The organism is Ciceribacter sp. L1K23 (assembly GCF_018122705.1).
Taxonomy (GTDB): domain Bacteria; phylum Pseudomonadota; class Alphaproteobacteria; order Rhizobiales; family Rhizobiaceae; genus Allorhizobium.
In genome coordinates, this window is the sequence record NZ_JAGRRC010000001.1 from 1,204,262 (window position 1) to 1,222,255 (window position 17,994).

Sequence of the window (17,994 nt, forward strand, 5' to 3'; positions counted from 1 at the left end):
CTCGAATTATCCCGCAGAGCGTGTATGATGGATTATCGGACGCGGGGAGGGTGGCATGCCGTTCTACAGTGACATCCGGACGATCAAGGATCAGGCGAAACGAAACCGGATCGTGCGCGGGCTGAAGGCGCTGCGCGAGGGCTTTGCCGATCCGGAACATGGCATACCGTCGAAATCGGCGGACAACACGCTTTTGATGGCGTCCTGGAACATCCGCGAATTCGATGCCGGATCGAAGGCGAGCTTCCGCGATGAGGAGGCCTATTACTATATCGCTGAAATCATCAGCCGGTTCGACATCGTGGCGATCCAGGAGGTGCGGCGTAGCCTCTACCCGCTGCAGAACCTGAAACGGCTGCTCGGCAGTTGGTGGGATTTCCTCGTGACCGACATCACGCTCGGCGCCGGCGGCAATTCGGAGCGCATGGCGTTTCTCTACGATCGGCGCAAGGTCGATTTCACCGGGCTCGCGGCGGAACTGGTGCTCGACAAGGCAATCGCCATCGACGAGAAGATCGTGCAGTTCGCCCGCTCGCCCTATATCGCCGGCTTCCGGGCCGGCTGGGCCTATTTCACGCTGGTGACCGTGCATGTCTACTACGGCAAGGGCGTGCCGGTGGACGAACGGCGGCTGGCGGAGATCCAGAAGCTCGCGGAAACGCTGACGAAGTTCGCGCCCGATTTTTCGAGCGCCCGCGTCTATTCGCCGGACGGCAAGCCGCAGCGCGACAACCTGCTGCTGCTCGGCGACTTCAACATCTTCAATCGCAAGGATGTGACGATGGAGGCGCTGACCAAGGCGGGTTTCGTGGTGCCTGACGGGTTACAGAGCATTCCGGGCTCCAATGTCGACCAGAAGAAGCACTACGACCAGATCGCCTACCACAAGAAGCTGGCCGGCCTGAAGCCGACGAAGCGGGCAGGGGTGTTCAACTTTTTCGACCATGTCTACCGCGCGGATCAGGAGGCGGACTACGCGGCCGAGCGGGCCGTGAAGGGCGGCAGGAGCTACAAGGACTGGCGGACCTTCCGGATGAGCGATCACCTGCCAATGTGGGTGGAGTTCGATATCGACGACAGCAATGCCTATCTCGACAAGCTAGCAGGCACAGGGCCGGCACCGCCCTGATTGCCGGTCATTGTCTTACGGCGGAGGCGGGACGTCGCGCCGCACTTCTCGCCGGGCCGGCATGGGGGTAAAACAGGCGCGTTCGCCTCGTCCCGAAGGTTGTCCCGGATGTCCTCCACCCCGTCATCATCAGCCGTCTTCCGACATCTTGTCGGTTTCTTTCTCTGTGCCGGTCTGTTTTCGTGGCTCTTGTGGTTGCCGCTTGCGCTCGGTGAACCCGGGCAGACGGGAACGTCACCGCGAGCCATCCTGCATCTCGTCGGCAGTCTTGGGCCGGCGCTTTCCGGGCTTTACTGGGCGTGGCTCACCGGCGGGCGGGAGGGTTTGCGGCGGCTGGTGCGTCGTATCGCCTTCTGGCGGATCGGATGGGGCTGGCAGATGGCGGTCTGGCTAGGTCCGTTCGCGCTGCTCGTCATAGCGCAACTGGTCGCGCGGGCGAATGGCGCAGAGGTGACGCCGGGCGAACTGGCGCCGAGCGCGGAGTATCCCGCCATGCCGGTCGCCATCTACTGGGTGGCGGTGCTGTTTTTCTACGGCTTCGGCGAGGAAATCGGCTGGCGAGGCTTTGCGCTGCCGATGCTGCAGGAGCGGTTCTCGCCGTTCATGGCGACGCTTGGCGTTGCCGCGATCTGGGCCGTCTGGCACTGGCCGCTGTTTTTCTTCTCGCCCGGTCTGTCGGCACTGGGCGCCGGCGGTATCGCCGGATGGGCCGCGAGCCTTTTGACCGGCGCCTTCCTGCTGACGGTCATTCTGAACGGGACGGGCGGCAGCGTCTTCGCTGCGGCCGTGTTCCACGCGACGATGGACATCGCGTTTCTCGGGCCGTCCGAGGTGATGATGGTGGTGGGGGCGCTGACGACGCTGCTCGGTCTCGGCGCGCTGGCATGGACGCTGACGAGAGGCCGCGCCGGAAATGTGACCCTATTGACACGTGACTAAATAGTCACCTATTGTGGCTGCATGGACGATATCTTCAACGCTCTGGCGCATCCGATCCGTCGCGACCTCCTGGACAGGCTTCGCGAACGCGACGGTCAGACGCTTGGCGAGCTCGAACGGGACCAGCCTGTCACGCGGTTCGGCGTGATGAAGCATCTCGGCGTGCTGGAGAGCGCCCATCTCATCGTGACCCGCAAGGTGGGCCGCGAAAAGCTGCACTATCTCAATCCGCTGCCGATCCAAGAGGTGGCGGACCGGTGGGTGTCGCGTTTCGCCGCGCCGTTCGCGCGCACGCTGAGCGATCTGGCAACGGCCGCAGAAACAAGGGACAGGACCATGGGCGCCGCAGCACCGAAGCATGTCTGGGAAATGTATATCCGCGCCACGCCGGAGGCGGTCTGGTCGATCCTGACGGACGACGAGCAGACGCCGCTCTGGCAGCACTTCAACATGACCTCGAAAACCGAATGGACCGAAGGCGGAGCGATCACGTTCCTCGTCGGCGACCGGCCGATGATCGTGGGCAAGGTGGTGGCAATCGAGCCACCGCGCCGCTTCGTGCATACGTTCAGCGCCCAGTGGTCGCCGGACGTGGCGGTCGATCCCGCTTCGCGGGTGACCTGGACGCTCGAACCCGTCGGCGACAAGGCCTGCAAGCTAACGCTGACGCATGACGATTTCGGAGGCGAGACGGCCACCAGCAAGGCGATCACCGGCGGCTGGCCGGAAGCGCTGTCGCGGCTGAAGACGCTGGCCGAGACCGGCGAGCCCTTCCACATGCCGCCGCCGGCGATGGCGGGCTGATGCTACACCGATAAGGGTTCCGGCTCGTCCCGAAGCAGGGATTGGATAGTCCGCATCGCCGCCGAAGATATGCGCTTCGGCGGCGATTTCTTGAGGTTGGGCACCGTTCACTGCTCGGCGAACAGCCGACGCGTCAAGCGCTTCTCGATCTCCAGCACGATGAAAGAGGCGGCGCCGATGGCGATGATGAGGATGCCGTCAAGAAACGTCAGCGGCCGGGAGTCGAAGATCGTGTTCATCACCGGCAGATAGGTGAAGGCGAGCTGGCCGATCACCACGACGGCAAGCGCTGTCAGAACGGGCCAGGTGCCTTTGGCCCCCGTGAACGTCAGCGAGGTCGTGTGCAGGTAGCGGACGCTGAACATGTAGAAGATTTCCAGCACGATAAGCATGTTGACGACCATGGTGCGCGCGGTTTCGAGATCGCGGCCCTGACCGAGCGCCCAGAAGAACAGGCCGAGCACGATGCCGGTGAACATGACCGTGACGAGGCCGATGCGCCACAGGATGAACGGTGTGAGCAGGCCGGCGTCCGGTCGGCGCGGGGTGCGCTGCATCACGTTCGGTTCTGAAGGTTCCAGGGCCAGCGCCAGGCCGAGCGTGGCGGCCGAGAGCAGATTGATCCAGAGGATCTGCACCGGCGACATGGGCATCACGAAATTGAACAGGATGGCGAGGATGACAGCCGATGCCTCGCCGCCATTGGTGGGCAGGGTCCAGCCGATGACCTTGCGGATATTGTCGTGGACCGTGCGGCCTTCGCGGACGGCGGCGACGATGGAGGCGAAATTGTCGTCCATCAGCACCATTTCCGAGGCTTCCTTGGCGGCCTCCGTGCCCTTCAGGCCCATCGAAATCCCGACATCGGCCTGTTTCAGCGACGGCGCGTCGTTGACGCCGTCTCCCGTCATCGCCACCACGCGGCCCTCGGCCTGAAGGGCCTGGACGATGCGCAGCTTGTGCTCCGGGCTGGTGCGGGCAAAGACGACCGTCTCCCTAATGGCACGGGCGAAATCCTCGTCGGGCAGGGCATCGAGATCGGCGCCGGTCAGCACCTTCGGATCGTCGGCCAGGCCGAGCTGCCCGGCGATCGCCCGGGCGGTGGCGGCGTGGTCTCCCGTGATCATCCTGACGGCGATGCCGGCCGACCGGCACTCGGCGACGGCCTGGATGGCCTCCTCGCGCGGCGGGTCGATGAAGCCGATCATGCCGAGCAGAATGAGGCCGCCCTCGACGTCGTCGAAATCGATCCGGTCCGTTCCGGCGCGCAGGGGCCGCGTGGCGAAACCGAGCACGCGCTCGCCCTCGGCGGCGGCTTCGGCGATGCGGTGGTTCCAGAGCTCGGCTTCGAGCGGAACCGGGCCTGCCGGTCCTTCCTGGTTGGCGCACATCGCCAGCACCACCTCCGGCGCGCCCTTGACGAGCACGACCCGCTCGGCAAGCGACATGTGGTGCAGGCTTGCCATGAAGCGGTGCGCGGCATCGAAGGGGATTTCGTCGAGGCGCGGCCATTCGGCCCGTTCGACATCCGGCTGGAAGCCGGCCTTCATGGCCAGCGTGACGAGCGCGCCTTCCATCGGATCGCCCTCCACGTGCCAGCCGGAGGCATCCTGGCGCAGCGTGGCGTCGTTGCAAAGCAGGCCGGCACGAACGAGCGACAGGGCGGTGCCAGGTCCGGCCGGTTTCCTGTGGTCGAACAGGAGGACGTCGCCGGGATCATAGCCCGCCCCCCCGACCATGATCGTTGCCTCCGGCGTGATGAGGCGGCGGACTGTCATTTCGTTGCGGGTCAGCGTGCCTGTCTTGTCCGAGCAGATGACGGAGGTGGCGCCGAGGGTTTCGACCGCCGGCAGGCGGCGGATGACGGCATTGCGGGCGGCCATGCGCTGGACGCCGATGGCAAGCGTGATGGTGATGACGGCGGGCAGGCCCTCCGGCACGAGGCTGACGGACAACGCGATGACCGCCATCAGCGCCTCGTCCCAGGCAAAACCGCTGACAGCGACGGCGAAGCCGAACAGGATGGCGGCGCCGAGAAAGGCAAACCAGGTGAAGCCGCGGCCGAAGCTGTTGATCTGGCGCAGCAGCGGCGTCGTCAGTTGTTCGACCTCGCCCAAGAGCGCGCTGATCTTGCCGATCTCGGTGCGGAGACCGGTGGAGGTGACCACACCGGTGCCCTGACCGGTGGAGACCAGGGTTCCGGAAAAGACCATGGACTTGCGGTCGCCGAGAGCGGCATCTTCCGCCACCGGATCGACATGTTTGGAGGCGGCGACGGATTCGCCCGTCAAAAGCGCCTCGTCAACCCTCAGGCCACGCGCCTTGAAGAGGCGAAGATCGGCGGGTACGCGGTCGCCGGCCTCGATGAGGACGACATCGCCCGGCACCAGCCCCGAGACCGGGATGCTGATCCGCTTGCCATCCCGCAGCACGGCGGCGTTGGGGGCGATCATGTCGCGCACGGCGGCCAGCGATTGCTCGGCCTTGCCCTCCTGCAGGAAGCCGACGATGGCATTGACCAGCACCACGGCGAGGATGACGCCGGTATCGACGAGGTGTCCGAGCAGCCCGGCGGCGAGCGCGCTCGCCAGCATGAAATAGATCAGGGCATTGTTGAACTGGGCGAGAAAGCGAAACAGCGGGTGACGCTGCTTGCCGACTGGCAGGCTGTTGGCGCCATGGCGCAGGAGCCGGTCGCCGGCTTCCTGCGCGCTCAGGCCCTTTTTGTCCGACGCGAGAGCGGCGATGACGGTCTCGGCGGGATGGGCATGGTGGGGCATGTCGGCATGGCGTCTGTCGGTCGCGCGTTCGGGGATCGTCATCGGCGGCGTTCTCCTTCGTCGTGTCGCGTCAGTCTCGCAGGCCTGCCTTTTTGTTCTGCGACAGGGGAATCCTCTAGTGATAACATGCTGTCGCGAACGGGCCGTGCCGTCCATTGTGAGACAATGCTTTTTGGCGAAGCGCCTTGATCCATGCCAAGTGAAACGGCCTTGTCGGCGTGGCGACAAAGGTGACGGACTGGCGAGGGCGAGTTGCCGGCCGCGGTCAATCCTCGGCGCCGTCCCGCCAACCGACGCGCGGCCTCGTTTTCATTTTGGCACGGCGGCCGCCGCCAAAATGCCGCGACTCAACCCTTCATTAACCCGCATGCCCTTAACTCCAGGAATCAGATGTAAGGGTGTTTCGGTATGTCGGTAGACGCGCGTTCGGCTGAGGCCGGTGGTTCCTTGAGTTTCTTTCCCCTGCACATGCGCCGCGATCTGGTGCGCAAGGCCGCACATGATCTCGACCGTCATCACGGCGAAGCGGCTGTCGATTTCTGGAAGACGACCTGCCGGGCGCTCGGCGCCGATCTCGTCGCCCGGGGATGCCCGGAAGACGAGATGCGGACGCAGATCATGGATTTCCAGCTCGCCGTACAGATGGAACTGATGACGCTGCACCGCGAGCAGATGGCGCAGGGCTGAAGACCGGGCACCCGACAGCTTGTCATTCGGCCGGGACGCCGACGAGCCGCGACGTCTCCGATTTTTCCACCTCGCGCGGCCGGACCGCGAGGCGATAGCCCGCCAGGCGCGCGACGACGGAAAGCCCGGCGAACAGGATCTTCTGCATCCTGACCGGCAGGCTGGCGACGTAGAGATGATCCCGGAACTCATGCAGGCCGAGTGCCATGGCCAGCAGCTTCACCTCGCCGTTGTTCGAGAAATACGTCGGATGGTTTTCCGTCCAGAGCGCGAGATTGAGGAAAAAGCGCTGGTGCTGCTGGGGGTTCGTGAAGGTGACCGTGGCGCGGGTTTCGCCGTCGAAGGCGTTGCGGAAGAAGTGCGGTACGCCCATGGGCACCGTGGCCGACTGGCCCGCTTCGACATAGTGCTCGACGCCATCGAGCGAGACCATCAGGCGGCCGTAGTGAACGGTAAAGATCTCGTCGGTCCGCGGATGGACATGGGCGATGGCATTGCCGCCGCCAGAACCACCGGCCTCCAGAATGACATCCATGCGGCTGACCGGCTGGTCGTCGTAGGGGTGGGTGAAGACGAAGGTCTCCTTGTTGAAATGATTGGTGATCCGGGTATCGGCCGGAACGAGGGCGGTTTGCATCGGCGTTCTCTCTTCGGGATGGGAATGATGCGCGTGTGACGTGTTCACCGCGCGATGAAACGCGTGTAGTGTGCGCCGACTTCGCGTTCAAACACCGTTCTCGCCCGTTCGTTCTCCACTTCTGCATAACCCGATGATCCAGCGCTTCGACCATGACGATCTCCGTTTCCTGCTGGCGGTGGCCGAGACGGGCTCGACGCTTGCGGCCTCCAAACAGCTCGGCGTCAGCCAGTCCACCGTCTCGCGCCGGATCGCGGCGCTGGAGGAGGCGCTGGCGCTGGAGCTCTTCGACAAGCGGCGCACCGGCTATGTGATGACCGAGGCGGCCGAGAGGCTGATCGAGCCGGCGAGGGCGGTGCGGGCGGCAACCGACGCCTTCGGTCATGCGGTCGACGGCCTGTCGCGCGATCTTTCAGGCACGGTGCGCTTTACCACCAACGAGCCGCTGGCGGAGCTGTTCCTGCCGGCGCTGATCCGGCGGATAAAGGCGCTGCATCCGGATATCAGGATCGAAGTTGATACAACGGCGCAACTGCGCGACCTCGCCAAGGAGGAGGCGGATGTCGCGTTGCGCAGTCTGGCTCGAGCCCCGGACGAGGCGGGCCTGGTCGGGGTCCGTCTCGGCATCGATTACTGGAGCCTGTTTTGCTCTCGCGCCTATGCCGAAGTCCACGGAACGCCCACGCGTCCGGAAGATCTGCGACATCACGCGCTGATCGGTCTCGACGCCTCCGTACGAAGGCGACCTGTACTCGACTGGGCGGACCGTTATTTTCCGCCGGAAGCGGTGGTCGTGCGGCAGAACTCCCTTCCGGCAGCCTTTACCAGCATCCGCGCCGGTATCGGCATTGGCCTCTATTCGGAATTCCTCGCGATGATGCAGCCGGACATGGTGCGCTGCTTCCGGCCCGACCTGCCGCCGACGTTGGAGCTGTGGCTTCTGACCCATGAGCACCTGCGGGCCGTGCCGCGCGTGCGGGCCGTCATGGATGTGGCCAAGGCCATCGTGAAGGAGCATGCCGCCGCGGTCGACTGGACCTGCTAGGCATTTCTGCGTGCTCGGCTCATTCCGGTAATGTCGCGGCGGATACAGCCTACATCTGATCGGCGATCAGCGGTTCGACATTGGTGATGCTGCCGGCGCCGAAATTCGAGAACAGTCCCTTTTCCTCGATGGTGAAGGGGACGCTCGGCACCGCATCAGTGACGCTCGCCTGCGGCATGATCGCCTGGACGGAGTAATCTCCCGCCGGCGCGTTATAGAGCGTCCAGCGACCTTCCTTGTCCGTGAACAGCACGCTCTTGCCTTCGGGCCCCTCGATGATGACGGGAACGCCGGCGAGCGGCTCGGCCGTCGGCGTCTTGACCTCGCCGGTGACCTCGGCGGATTGGGCCAGTGCGGCGGACGCCAGCGTCACGGCGGCCAGTAGGGCGGGGAGGAGGGCGCGCGGGCTCATCGTTTCAGATCCAGTTCGAAGCTTGCCGCATCGAGGCGCAGGCCCTCGACGGCCGGACGGACAGAGGGGACGCCGTGGGCGAAGGCATAAGCCGTGTAGTTGTCCCAGTTGTTGGGCACCGGAATGGTGATCTCCATCGTGCCATTGTCGCGCGGGGTTTCCGTCAGGTTCCAGCGGCTGGTGGTGACGCCGACGACGACGGCAGGAACGTCGCGGAGGACCTCGGGGTCGATATGGACCTTGCCGGTGAAATTGACGAACTCGATCTTGTTGGGGCGCTGCAGGTCATAGGCGAACCCGGCGAAGACAATGCCGACGAGGAGGCCGCCAATGGCCGGGACATCGGTCTTCATCGTACCCAGGAAGGGGATGTTGATCTCGGTGCCGGCGCCCGGATTGTACTTCACCCGCGACAGCACGAAGATGCTGCCAAGAATGCACAGCGCGGCCAGCATCACGAAAGACAGCGAGACGATCAGATTGCCAGTCATTGGCGTCGTGCCCCGGTTATAGGGGGAGGATAGGGCAAGCCGTTCTTGAGTTCAATCTAAAATTGAATTTGATATGTATGCTCCGCTTCCCGGGCGCGCGGATTGCAGCAGATGGCAAAGTTTGCCATTATCCTGGAAAAGAGGACGATGCCGATGGCGACGATGAACGTATCCCTGCCGGATCCGATGAAGGACTGGGTGGAGGCGCAGGCCAAGTCGGGCCGGTATTCCAATGCCAGCGACTATGTCCGCGACCTGATCCGGCGGGACCAGGAAAGGGCTGACAAGATCGCGGCCATGCAGCGACTGGTCGACGAGGGACTGGCGAGCGGGATCGGCGAGCGGTCGCCGGAGGCGCTTTTCGAAGAAGCGATTGCGCGGGTGAGCGCCAAGAACGGACGCTGACGGATCGGATTCCGTCTGTCAGGCGAGGCGGAAGAAGACATCATCGCGATCGCTGAACATGGAATTTCGGTCTTCGGCCGAGCCCAGGCGAAGCGCTACCATACCGAACTGCTGGCGCTTTTGGGGTTGATCGGCGAAAATCCCCGGATGGCCCGCGAGAGGACGGAAATCGTTCCGCCGGTGAGGCTGCTGCCTTTCAAGGCGCATTTGATCGTTTACGTCGTGGAAGAGGATGACGAGGTTTTCGTCGTTCGCGTTCGGCACGGCAGGGAAAACTGGGAAACCTCAGGGGTCCCGACGGAATGATCTCGTTGTGGTTGTTCCAGATCACACGGGCCTGTGCAGCCAAGGCCTAACCCCTCACGCCCGCTCCACGAACCCGTCCAGCACCCGCTTCTGCCCCGCCCGGTCGAAATCGATAGTCAGCTTGTTGCCTTCGACGCCTGAGACGTTGCCGTTGCCGAATTTCAGGTGGAAGACGCGGTCGCCGACGGAAAATTTCGAGGGGGTGTCGGCGACGGATTTGGCGACGAGCTGGCCTTCGATGACCTTGCCGCTCGGACCCGCCTCGCCGTAGCCGATGCGTTCCACCGCGTGGCCGGAGCGGGTGCCCCAGTTGTCGCGGGTGGCGTCCGATTTGTTGGCCTGGGCGCGTTTCCAGCCGGGGGTGGAATAGCTGTTCTGGAAGGGGTCGGCCTTGTCGAAGCGCGACTGGCCGTAGCCGCCGCGACCGTAGCCGCCATAGCTCGTCTCGGCCTCGGCGACCTCGACATGGACGGCGGGGAGCTCGTCGAGGAAGCGCGAGGGCATGGTCGACTGCCAGAGGCCGTGGATGCGGCGGTTGGAGACGAACCAGATGTGGCAGAGCTTCTTGGCGCGGGTGATGCCGACATAGGCGAGGCGGCGTTCTTCCTCGAGACCGGCGCGACCGCTTTCGTCGAGCGCGCGCTGGTGCGGGAAGAGGCCTTCCTCCCAGCCGGGCAGGAAGACGGTGTCGAATTCCAAGCCCTTGGCGGAGTGGAGCGTCATGATCGAGACGGCGTCCATGTCCTCGTTCTGCTCGGCGTCCATGACGAGCGAGACGTGCTCGAGGAAGCCGCGCATCGACTCGAAGCTCTCCATCGAGCGGATGAGTTCCTTGAGGTTTTCCAGCCGGCCCGGGGCTTCGGCCGACTTGTCGTTCTTCCACATGTCGGTATAGCCGGACTCTTCGAGGATCTGCTCGGCGAGCTCGGTATGGGGAGTCGATTCAAGGGCTTGCGACCATCGGGTGAAGTATTGCACGACGTCGTAGAGCGCCTTGCGGGCCTTGGGCTTCAGCTCGTCCGTCTCGGCGATCTCGGCGGCGGCGGCGAGCATCGGGATGTCGCGGGCGCGGGCATAGTCGTGGAGCGTCCGCACCGTGGTGTCGCCCAGGCCTCGCTTCGGGGTGTTGACGATGCGCTCGAAGGCGAGATCGTCGGCCGGCTGGCAGACGAGGCGGAAATAGGCCATGGCATCGCGGATCTCGAGCCGTTCGTAGAAGCGCGGGCCGCCGATGACGCGGTAGTTGAGGCCGAGGGTGACGAAGCGGTCTTCGAATTCGCGCATCTGGAAGGAGGCGCGGACCAGGATCGCCATGTCGTTGAGATTGTGCTTTTTCCCGTCGGCGCCATCGCCGCGCTGCAGGCGCTCGATCTCCTCGCCGACGGCGCGGGCCTCTTCCTCCGAGTCCCAGGCGGCGTGGACCAGCACCTTCTCGTCGTCGGGGTTGGTGCGTTCGGTGAACAGCGTCTTGCCGAGACGGCCCTCGTTGTGGGCGATCAGGTGGCCGGCTGCGCCGAGAATGTGCTCGGTGGAGCGGTAGTTGCGCTCCAGCTTGACGACCTTGGCGCCGGGAAAATCCTTCTCGAAGCGCAGGATGTTGTCGACCTCGGCACCGCGCCAGCCGTAGATCGACTGGTCGTCGTCGCCGACGCAGCAGATGTTTATCTGCTGCGATTTGTTTTCGCTCACGGCCGTATCGCGCCTTTCGGCGCTGGCCTGCGCGGGCGCGGGCGAAACGTCGCCCGGCCGGCTATCGCCGGCTCGGCCCTCGGCCGGGGAGGTATTTCGCGATGCCGGCGACCGCTGGGCGAGCAGGCGCAGCCACATGTACTGGGCGGTGTTGGTGTCCTGGTACTCGTCGACGAGGATGTAGCGGAAGCGCTGGTGGTAATCCTTCAGCACATCGGGATGTTGCCGGAAGATGCGGATCGGGTGGAGCAGCAGGTCGCCGAAATCGCAGGCGTTCAGGCTTTTCAGGCGGTTCTGGTAGGCGGTGTAGAGTTCGCGGCCCTTGCCGTTGGCGAAGGCGCGGGAATCGCCTTCCGGGATGTGTGCGGGGTCGAGGCCCTTGTTCTTCCAGCCGTCGAGCATGGCGGCGAAGGTGCGGGCCGGCCAGCGCTTGTCGTCGAGACCTTCGGCCTGGATCAACTGCTTGATCAGACGGATGACGTCGTCGGTGTCGAGGATGGTGAAATCGGATTTCAGGCCGACGAGCTCGGCGTGGCGGCGCAGGATCTTGACGCCGATCGAGTGGAAGGTGCCGAGCCAGGGCATGCCTTCGACGGCGCCGCCGACCAGCATGCCGATGCGCTCCTTCATCTCGCGCGCGGCCTTGTTGGTGAAGGTCACGGCGAGGATCTGCGAGGGATAGGCGCGGCCGGTGGCGAGGATGTGGGCGATGCGGGTGGTCAGCACGCGCGTCTTGCCGGTGCCGGCGCCGGCGAGCACCAGGACAGGACCCTCAGTTGTCTCGACCGCCTCGCGCTGCTCGGGATTGAGGCCGGCGAGATAGTCGGGTGTCTGGGCCTGGTCGCGGGCCGCCATGGCGCGCGCGGCAATGCCGAGGCCGCCGGCCTTTGGAGCCGGGGCGGGCGCGCCGTTGCGCGGCGTCGGCTCCTCGTCGAAGAAAGGAATGTCGTCGAAACCGTTACTCATGGGCCCCAATGTAGTGATTCGAGCCCGAAAGGCGAGTCAAGATGTTCTCCTTTCATTCCGGCGGCGGTTTGACGGGCCGGATTCCGGAAGGGGAAAATCACCCGAGCTCGGCGATGAGGCCATCGATTTCGGCGCCCCATTCGGCCGCGTAGCGGCGCTTCGTCGTGTCGTCCAGCCAGCTGCCTTCGATGGCGTCGATGGTGCTGCGGCGGATGTCGGCGGGGGTGAAGCCGAGCTGATGGGCGGCCTTCTCGTATTCCTTGCCGAGGTCCGTGAAGAACATCGGCGGGTCGTCGCTGTTGATCATGACCTTCAGGCCGAAGTCCTTCATCCGGCGGATCGCGTGGTCCGGGGCAGACAGGTCGTGCCAGGGGGAGGTGACGGCGCTGGTCGAGGGGCAGACGGTGAAGAGGATGCCCTCATCCTTGCAGCGTTGCATCAGCGCGGGATCGTCGACGATATGATAGCCGTGATCGATCCGGCGGACCTTGAGCGCGTCGATCGAGCCGCGGATGAATCGGCCGGCCCGGTTTCGCCGGCATGTGCCGTGACCTGCAGGCCGGCATTCCGGGCTCTTTCGAAGAGCGCGGCATAGGGTTCCGGCGGGAAGGGGGCCTCGTTGAAGTCGAGGCCGATGCCGACAAGCTTCTCGTCCTTGCGGGCCAGGATCATGTCGAGGAACCCCTCGCCGGCAGCGGGGCCGAGCTCGCGGTTGACGCCGGGGGCGCAGACGGAGGCAATGCCGAAATCGCGTTCGGCATCGGCCATGCCGGCGCGGATTCCATCCATCTGGGTGTCGAAGCTGACGCCGTTCGGGAAATGAATCTGCGGAGAGAAGAAGAACTCGACGTAACGTGCGTTGTTCGCCGCGCAGCTCTCCAGCATCTCGTAGGTGACGCGCCTATAGTCGTCGGCGGAGACCAGACTGTCGGAGACGGCGGTGTAGATATTGAGGAACTGCTCAAGCGTGTCGTAGCGGTAAAGGTCCTCGACCCGTTCGAAGGGTGGCAGGGCGACGCCGTTCTTTCGGGCCAAACCGACGGCCGTCTGCGGGCGAATGGCACCCTCCAGATGCAGGTGCAGTTCCATCTTCGGGATTTTCGCCAGGAATTCCGCCATCGAGATCATGGGTCAGGTCACTTTTGCCAAAGGAGTTCAGGCAGTCTTGCTGCGGTGCGGCAAAAGTCAAGCTGGCGAGCGAATGGCCGATGACGCTTTCGTGATAGCGATGACAATTTGGTAATGTTGAACAATCTGGCTTGCCGTTCTGTTGCGGCGCATAAATAGTACCAGGAATTCCTTGGACCGGGCTGTCGGCCGGTGTCGTTTTTCGGCGCCGGCCGAACGCTCGATGACTTATTTTTTTTAATGCGCGGAGTCCTTGATGGCGTTCTGGAAACAATTGCTTCTGGCGGCGGTGCTGCTGGTGGTGGCCTTGGTCGGCTGGCTGTGGTTCGTCCCGGGAAGCGGGCAGACGCTTGCCCGGCTCGGCCTGCCGCAGGCTCTGGTATCGGCGCTCGGACCGTCACCGGATGCGGCGACGCAGACCGGCGCAGTCAACGGTGGGCAGGCGGGTGCAAACGGTGGCCGACGGCAGGGCGGCAACGCACCGGCTGTGGTCGCCGTCGCCGTCGAAACCGGGACCGTGAACGACCGGCTGAGCGCGATCGGCAGCGGTGAGGCAATCCAGTCGGTCGTCGTGATGCCGCAGGTTGCGGGCACGATCGAGGAGATCCTTGTGACGTCGGGTCAGCGCGTGACCAAGGGTCAGGTGCTGGCGAAGCTCGACCGCGACGAGCAGGTGATCGCGCTCGACCGGGCCCGCGTGGCGCTTCGGAGCGCGGTGGAACGCTCCTCGTCCTACAAAAACCTCCAGTCGGTCGCCCGTCTCGAGGTACTCGATGCACAGATCGCCGAGGAAACGGCCAAGCTTGCGGTGAGCACCGCCGAGCTCGACCTGAGGCGCCGCGACATCGTCGCACCCATCGACGGTGTGGCGGGTATCGTCGCCGTCAACGTGGGCGATAATGTCACGACGCAAACGACGGTGGTGACGATCGACGACCGTTCGGAAATCCTCGTCGATTTCTGGGCGCCGGAGCGTTTCGCCGTGACGATCGAACCGGGGCAGGCGGTCGAGGCGACATCGATCGCCCGTCCGGGCCAGGTGTTCAGCGGCGTCGTCGACGCCATCGACAACCGTGTGGATCTCGAAAGCCGGACGATCCGCATCCGCGCCCGCATCGACAATCCGCAGGACGTGCTGCGGGCCGGCATGGCCTTCAACGTCTCCATGCGGTTCCCCGGCGAGACCTATCCGTCGGTCAATCCGCTCGCGGTGCAGTGGGATGTCGACGGTTCTTTCGTCTGGAAGGTGACGGACGAGAAAGCCCAAAAGGCAAGGGTGCGCATTGTGCAGCGCAATCCCGAGAGCGTGCTTGTCGAAGGTGACGTGGAGGCGGGCGATCTGGTCGTGACCGAGGGCATCCAGCGGGTGCGCGAGGGACAGGCAGTGCGCCTGCTCGGCGGTCCGGCCGAACCGGAGGTGGCACGCCAATGACATCGGAGAACCATACGCCTTCGGAATCCGGACAGCATTTCACGGCGCTCTTTGTTCGCCGGCCGATTCTTGCCGCCGTCATCAATACGCTATTGGTGGTCGCGGGGCTCGCGGCGCTGGCCGGCGTCGAGGTGCGCGAGCTGCCAGATGTCGACCAGCCGGTCATTACGGTGCGAACCTCCTATGACGGGGCGGCGCCGCAGACGATCGACCAGGAGATCACGCAGGTGATCGAGGGCGCGGTGGCTCGGGTCAGCGGGCTCAAATCGATCTCGTCGGAATCGCAGTCCGGCTCCAGCCGGGTGACGATGGAGTTCAACGATACCGTCGACCTGCAGGTCGCCTCGAACGACGTCCGGGATGCGATCAGCCGCGTCACCAACCAGCTGCCCGACGATGCCGACGATCCGCGCATCGTCAAGGCGGACTCCGACTCCCAGGCGATCATGCGGCTTGCCGTGACCTCTAGCACGCTGTCCATGGAAGACCTGACGCTCCTGGTCGACAACGAGATCATCGACCGGCTCGCCTCGGTCGATGGCGTCGCCGATGTCGAGCTCTATGGCGACCAGGAGAAAATCTTCCGCGTCGACATCAACCAGGAAGCGCTTGCCAGCCGGGGGCTGACGGTCGCCAGCATATCGACCGCGCTGTCATCGGCCGCGCTCGACGTGCCGGCGGGCTCGCTCGAAAGCTCCATGCAGAACATCGTGGTGCGGGCGACGGCGAACCTGACCAAGCCCGAGGACTTCGAGAATCTGCTGATCGGTCCGAACGTGCGCCTGCGCGACATCGCCACCGTGACGCTCGGGCCCGACGATGGCAGCACGGTGCTGCGGTCGAACGGGGTGCAGGGCGTCGGTCTCGGCATCATCCGCCAGGCGCAGTCCAACACACTCAACATTTCCACCGGCGTGCGTGCGGCCGTCGACAATATGCAGAGCATCCTGCCAGAGGGCACGCGGCTGTTCGTCACCAGCGACGACGCGATCTTTATTCGTGGCGCGCTCCACGAGGTGGAAATCGCGCTGGTGATTTCGGCGACCGTCGTTGTCGCTGTCATCTTCATGTTCCTCAGGGACTGGCGAGCGACGCTCATTCCGGCGCTCACCATGCCCGTCGCGCTCATCGGCACGCTGATGGCGATCTATCTCGTCGGCTTCTCGATCAACACGCTGACGCTGCTCGCCATCGTGCTCGCGACGGGTCTTGTGGTGGACGATGCGATCGTGGTGCTCGAAAACATCGTGCGACGACGATCGGAAGGCATGGGACCGAGGGCAGCGGCCGTGCTTGGCACGCAGGAAGTGTTCTTCGCCGTCATCGCGACGACGGCGACGCTTGCCGCGGTCTTCATTCCGCTGTCCTTCCTGCCGGGGCAATTGGGCGGTCTGTTCCGCGAGTTCGGCTTCGTGCTCGCCTTCGCCGTCGGTCTTTCCTCCATTACCGCGCTGACGCTCTGCCCGATGCTGGCATCGCGCATGCTGAAGGAGAGCCGGGATCACGACCGCGGCATCATGGGCCGGATCGGCGGCGGATTCGCGCGTTTTTACGACCGGTCGCTCAAGGCCTGCCTCGACGCGCCGTTCATCGTCTTCGTCGTCGCGGTGCTGTTCGCCGGTGCCGGCTACATGGCCTTCCTGACGGTGCAGAACGAACTGACGCCGCGCGAGGACCGCGCCATGGTGATGATGCGGGCGTCGGCGCCGCAGGGCGTCAGCCTCGATTTCACCCGTGATCAGTTGCAGCGGGTCGAGGAAAACCTGATGCCGCTGGTCGACAGCGGCGAAGTGCTCAACGTCTTCTCGATCTCCGGCTTCGGTGGCTCAACCAATAGCGGCTTCATGGTGCTGACGCTGGCGCCGTGGGAGGACCGCGAGCGGACCCAGAACGAGATCGTGCAGGACATCAATGCCGCGGCACAGCGTGTTCCGGCGCTGCGCGGTTTTGCCATCCAGTCGAACAGCCTGCGCATTCGCGGCGCCGGCAACGGGCTGCAGATGGCGGTGGTGGGCAGCGACTACGACAGCCTGACGAAGGCGGCGGCCGACATCGTGCGGGCGATGGAGGGGGCGGACATGTTCGAGACGCCGCGTCTCGACAACGAGCCGACGCAGGCACAGCTGTCGGTCTCGATCGACCGCGAGCGGGCCTCAGACCTCGGCATCGACATCACCGGGCTTTCCTCGGCGATGCAGTCGCTGCTCGAGGGGCGCTCCATTGTCGACGTGTTCGTCGACGGCGAGGCGCTGCCGGTGCGGCTGACGTCCACGACGCGGCCGATCAATGATCCGACCGACCTCGAAAACATCTTCCTGAAGACCGATGACGGCAAGATCGTGCCGATGTCCGTCATCGCGACGCTCCGGGAAGGGGCCGTGGCTCCTGAGCTCAATCGCGAGCAGCAACTGGCATCGGTGTCGTTCTCGGCCGGGCTTGGCGACGGTGTGGCGCTCGGCGATGCCGTGGCCGCGGTTGAGCAGATCGCCGCTCCGTTGCTGCCGCCGGGAAGCCGGCTCATTCCGTTGTCGGAAGCGGCGTCGCTGGAGGAAAACTCGAGCGGCATGGCGCTGACCTTCGGCTTTGCGATCGCGATCATCTTCCTGGTGCTGGCGGCGCAATTCGAGAGCGTTCTCTCGGCGCTGATCATCATGACGACGGTTCCGCTGGGGCTCGCCTGCGCCGTGTTCGCGCTGGTGCTGACGGGCTCGTCGCTCAACGTCTATTCGCAGATCGGCCTCGTGCTTCTGGTCGGGGTCATGGCGAAGAACGGCATTCTGATCGTCGAGTTCGCGAACCAGTTGCGCGACCGGGGCATGGGCGTCCGCCAGGCGATCGAGAATGCGTGCCGGCTGCGGCTGCGCCCGGTGATGATGACGATGATCGCCACCATCGTCGGCGGCCTGCCGCTGATCCTCGCCAGCGGTGCCGGCGCGGAGGCGCGCATCGCGCTCGGCTGGGTGATCGTCGGCGGTCTGGGGCTCGCGACAGCCGTGACGCTCTACATTACGCCGGTCGCCTATTTCGCGATTGCCCGCTTCGCCAAACCGCATGCCGACGAGGAAGCACGGTTGAAGCGCGAGATGGAAGGTGCGATGTCTCCGAAGGCCGCCGAATAGGGTGGCGTCCGGAGAGGAGCATGGC

Annotated in this window: 16 protein-coding genes; 9 read left to right on the forward strand and 7 right to left on the reverse strand. The window is 64.8% G+C overall.

Going from position 1 to position 17,994, the window contains the following annotated elements; all coding sequences use genetic code 11:
* Window positions 1–55: 55 nt before the first annotated feature.
* The 3 genes from J5J10_RS05490 to J5J10_RS05500 all read left to right on the forward strand — a co-directional run bounded on the left by J5J10_RS05490 (window position 56) and on the right by J5J10_RS05500 (window position 2,872).
* On the forward strand, window positions 56–1,129 hold the full coding sequence (locus J5J10_RS05490; protein WP_211929144.1) for an endonuclease/exonuclease/phosphatase family protein: 1,074 nt from the start codon (window positions 56–58) through the stop codon (window positions 1,127–1,129).
* Window positions 1,130–1,237: 108 nt separating this feature from the next.
* Complete coding sequence (locus J5J10_RS05495; RefSeq protein WP_211929145.1) at window positions 1,238–2,068, forward strand: type II CAAX endopeptidase family protein; 831 nt, start codon at window positions 1,238–1,240, stop codon at window positions 2,066–2,068.
* 21 nt (window positions 2,069–2,089) lie between these two features.
* Window positions 2,090–2,872 (forward strand): SRPBCC domain-containing protein, encoded by a 783-nt coding sequence (locus tag J5J10_RS05500; protein WP_211929146.1) that lies wholly within the window; start codon window positions 2,090–2,092, stop codon window positions 2,870–2,872.
* Between the two features lie 107 nt (window positions 2,873–2,979).
* Here the strand turns inward: J5J10_RS05500 and J5J10_RS05505 are convergent, their stop codons facing one another.
* On the reverse strand, window positions 2,980–5,694 hold the full coding sequence (locus J5J10_RS05505) for a cation-transporting P-type ATPase (RefSeq protein ID WP_211929147.1): 2,715 nt from the start codon (window positions 5,692–5,694) through the stop codon (window positions 2,980–2,982).
* Window positions 5,695–6,099: 405 nt separating this feature from the next.
* Between J5J10_RS05505 and J5J10_RS05510 the strand changes: the two genes are divergently transcribed.
* Window positions 6,100–6,339, forward strand: coding sequence for a DUF6074 family protein (locus J5J10_RS05510; RefSeq protein WP_246745841.1), 240 nt, complete (start codon window positions 6,100–6,102; stop codon window positions 6,337–6,339).
* A gap of 22 nt (window positions 6,340–6,361) precedes the next feature.
* Here J5J10_RS05510 and J5J10_RS05515 read toward each other — a convergent pair whose 3' ends face one another.
* Complete coding sequence (locus J5J10_RS05515) at window positions 6,362–6,976, reverse strand: cupin domain-containing protein (RefSeq protein ID WP_211929148.1); 615 nt, start codon at window positions 6,974–6,976, stop codon at window positions 6,362–6,364.
* Between the two features lie 133 nt (window positions 6,977–7,109).
* On the opposite strand from J5J10_RS05515, the gene J5J10_RS05520 reads away from it, so the two are divergent.
* Window positions 7,110–8,021 (forward strand): LysR family transcriptional regulator, encoded by a 912-nt coding sequence (locus tag J5J10_RS05520; RefSeq protein ID WP_211929149.1) that lies wholly within the window; start codon window positions 7,110–7,112, stop codon window positions 8,019–8,021.
* A gap of 49 nt (window positions 8,022–8,070) precedes the next feature.
* Here the strand turns inward: J5J10_RS05520 and J5J10_RS05525 are convergent, their stop codons facing one another.
* Both J5J10_RS05525 and J5J10_RS05530 read right to left on the reverse strand, forming a co-directional pair.
* Window positions 8,071–8,433, reverse strand: a complete 363-nt coding sequence (locus J5J10_RS05525) for a carboxypeptidase-like regulatory domain-containing protein (protein ID WP_211929150.1) — start codon at window positions 8,431–8,433, stop codon at window positions 8,071–8,073.
* Window positions 8,430–8,924 (reverse strand): hypothetical protein, encoded by a 495-nt coding sequence (locus J5J10_RS05530; protein WP_211929151.1) that lies wholly within the window; start codon window positions 8,922–8,924, stop codon window positions 8,430–8,432. The genes J5J10_RS05525 and J5J10_RS05530 overlap by 4 nt, the downstream gene beginning before the upstream one ends.
* A gap of 153 nt (window positions 8,925–9,077) precedes the next feature.
* Here J5J10_RS05530 and J5J10_RS05535 point away from each other — a divergent pair, with 153 nt between their 5' ends.
* Window positions 9,078–9,329, forward strand: a complete 252-nt coding sequence (locus tag J5J10_RS05535; protein WP_211931145.1) for a type II toxin-antitoxin system ParD family antitoxin — start codon at window positions 9,078–9,080, stop codon at window positions 9,327–9,329.
* Window positions 9,330–9,332: 3 nt separating this feature from the next.
* Window positions 9,333–9,635, forward strand: coding sequence for a type II toxin-antitoxin system RelE/ParE family toxin (locus J5J10_RS05540; RefSeq protein WP_211931146.1), 303 nt, complete (start codon window positions 9,333–9,335; stop codon window positions 9,633–9,635).
* Between the two features lie 54 nt (window positions 9,636–9,689).
* On the opposite strand, the gene J5J10_RS05545 is transcribed toward J5J10_RS05540, so the two are convergent.
* From J5J10_RS05545 to J5J10_RS05555, 3 genes are all read right to left on the reverse strand, one after another.
* Window positions 9,690–12,290 (reverse strand): UvrD-helicase domain-containing protein, encoded by a 2,601-nt coding sequence (locus J5J10_RS05545; protein ID WP_211929152.1) that lies wholly within the window; start codon window positions 12,288–12,290, stop codon window positions 9,690–9,692.
* 97 nt (window positions 12,291–12,387) lie between these two features.
* Window positions 12,388–12,804, reverse strand: a complete 417-nt coding sequence (locus J5J10_RS05550; RefSeq protein WP_211931147.1) for a hypothetical protein — start codon at window positions 12,802–12,804, stop codon at window positions 12,388–12,390.
* Window positions 12,729–13,418: a hypothetical protein gene (locus J5J10_RS05555; RefSeq protein ID WP_211929153.1), complete on the reverse strand. Its 690-nt coding sequence runs from the start codon at window positions 13,416–13,418 to the stop codon at window positions 12,729–12,731. Before J5J10_RS05555 ends, J5J10_RS05550 begins: the two co-directional genes overlap by 76 nt.
* Window positions 13,419–13,674: 256 nt before the next feature.
* Here J5J10_RS05555 and J5J10_RS05560 point away from each other — a divergent pair, with 256 nt between their 5' ends.
* On the forward strand, window positions 13,675–14,850 hold the full coding sequence (locus J5J10_RS05560) for an efflux RND transporter periplasmic adaptor subunit (protein WP_208551438.1): 1,176 nt from the start codon (window positions 13,675–13,677) through the stop codon (window positions 14,848–14,850).
* Entirely contained in the window at window positions 14,847–17,969 is a 3,123-nt protein-coding gene (locus J5J10_RS05565) for an efflux RND transporter permease subunit (protein ID WP_211929154.1), read from the forward strand. Before J5J10_RS05560 ends, J5J10_RS05565 begins: the two co-directional genes overlap by 4 nt.
* Window positions 17,970–17,994: the final 25 nt, after the last annotated feature.

What these genes read in the sequence shown, in the direction of transcription:
- J5J10_RS05490 (WP_211929144.1), top strand. Translation starts at nt 56, where the DNA reads ATGCCGTTCTACAGTGACATCCGGACGATCAAGGATCAGGCGAAACGA.
- J5J10_RS05495 (WP_211929145.1), top strand. Translation starts at nt 1,238, where the DNA reads ATGTCCTCCACCCCGTCATCATCAGCCGTCTTCCGACATCTTGTCGGT.
- J5J10_RS05500 (WP_211929146.1), top strand. Translation starts at nt 2,090, where the DNA reads ATGGACGATATCTTCAACGCTCTGGCGCATCCGATCCGTCGCGACCTC.
- J5J10_RS05505 (WP_211929147.1), bottom strand. Translation starts at nt 5,694, where the DNA reads ATGACGATCCCCGAACGCGCGACCGACAGACGCCATGCCGACATGCCC.
- J5J10_RS05515 (WP_211929148.1), bottom strand. Translation starts at nt 6,976, where the DNA reads ATGCAAACCGCCCTCGTTCCGGCCGATACCCGGATCACCAATCATTTC.
- J5J10_RS05520 (WP_211929149.1), top strand. Translation starts at nt 7,110, where the DNA reads ATGATCCAGCGCTTCGACCATGACGATCTCCGTTTCCTGCTGGCGGTG.
- J5J10_RS05525 (WP_211929150.1), bottom strand. Translation starts at nt 8,433, where the DNA reads ATGAGCCCGCGCGCCCTCCTCCCCGCCCTACTGGCCGCCGTGACGCTG.
- J5J10_RS05530 (WP_211929151.1), bottom strand. Translation starts at nt 8,924, where the DNA reads ATGACTGGCAATCTGATCGTCTCGCTGTCTTTCGTGATGCTGGCCGCG.
- J5J10_RS05535 (WP_211931145.1), top strand. Translation starts at nt 9,078, where the DNA reads ATGGCGACGATGAACGTATCCCTGCCGGATCCGATGAAGGACTGGGTG.
- J5J10_RS05545 (WP_211929152.1), bottom strand. Translation starts at nt 12,290, where the DNA reads ATGAGTAACGGTTTCGACGACATTCCTTTCTTCGACGAGGAGCCGACG.
- J5J10_RS05555 (WP_211929153.1), bottom strand. Translation starts at nt 13,418, where the DNA reads ATGATCTCGATGGCGGAATTCCTGGCGAAAATCCCGAAGATGGAACTG.
- J5J10_RS05560 (WP_208551438.1), top strand. Translation starts at nt 13,675, where the DNA reads ATGGCGTTCTGGAAACAATTGCTTCTGGCGGCGGTGCTGCTGGTGGTG.
- J5J10_RS05565 (WP_211929154.1), top strand. Translation starts at nt 14,847, where the DNA reads ATGACATCGGAGAACCATACGCCTTCGGAATCCGGACAGCATTTCACG.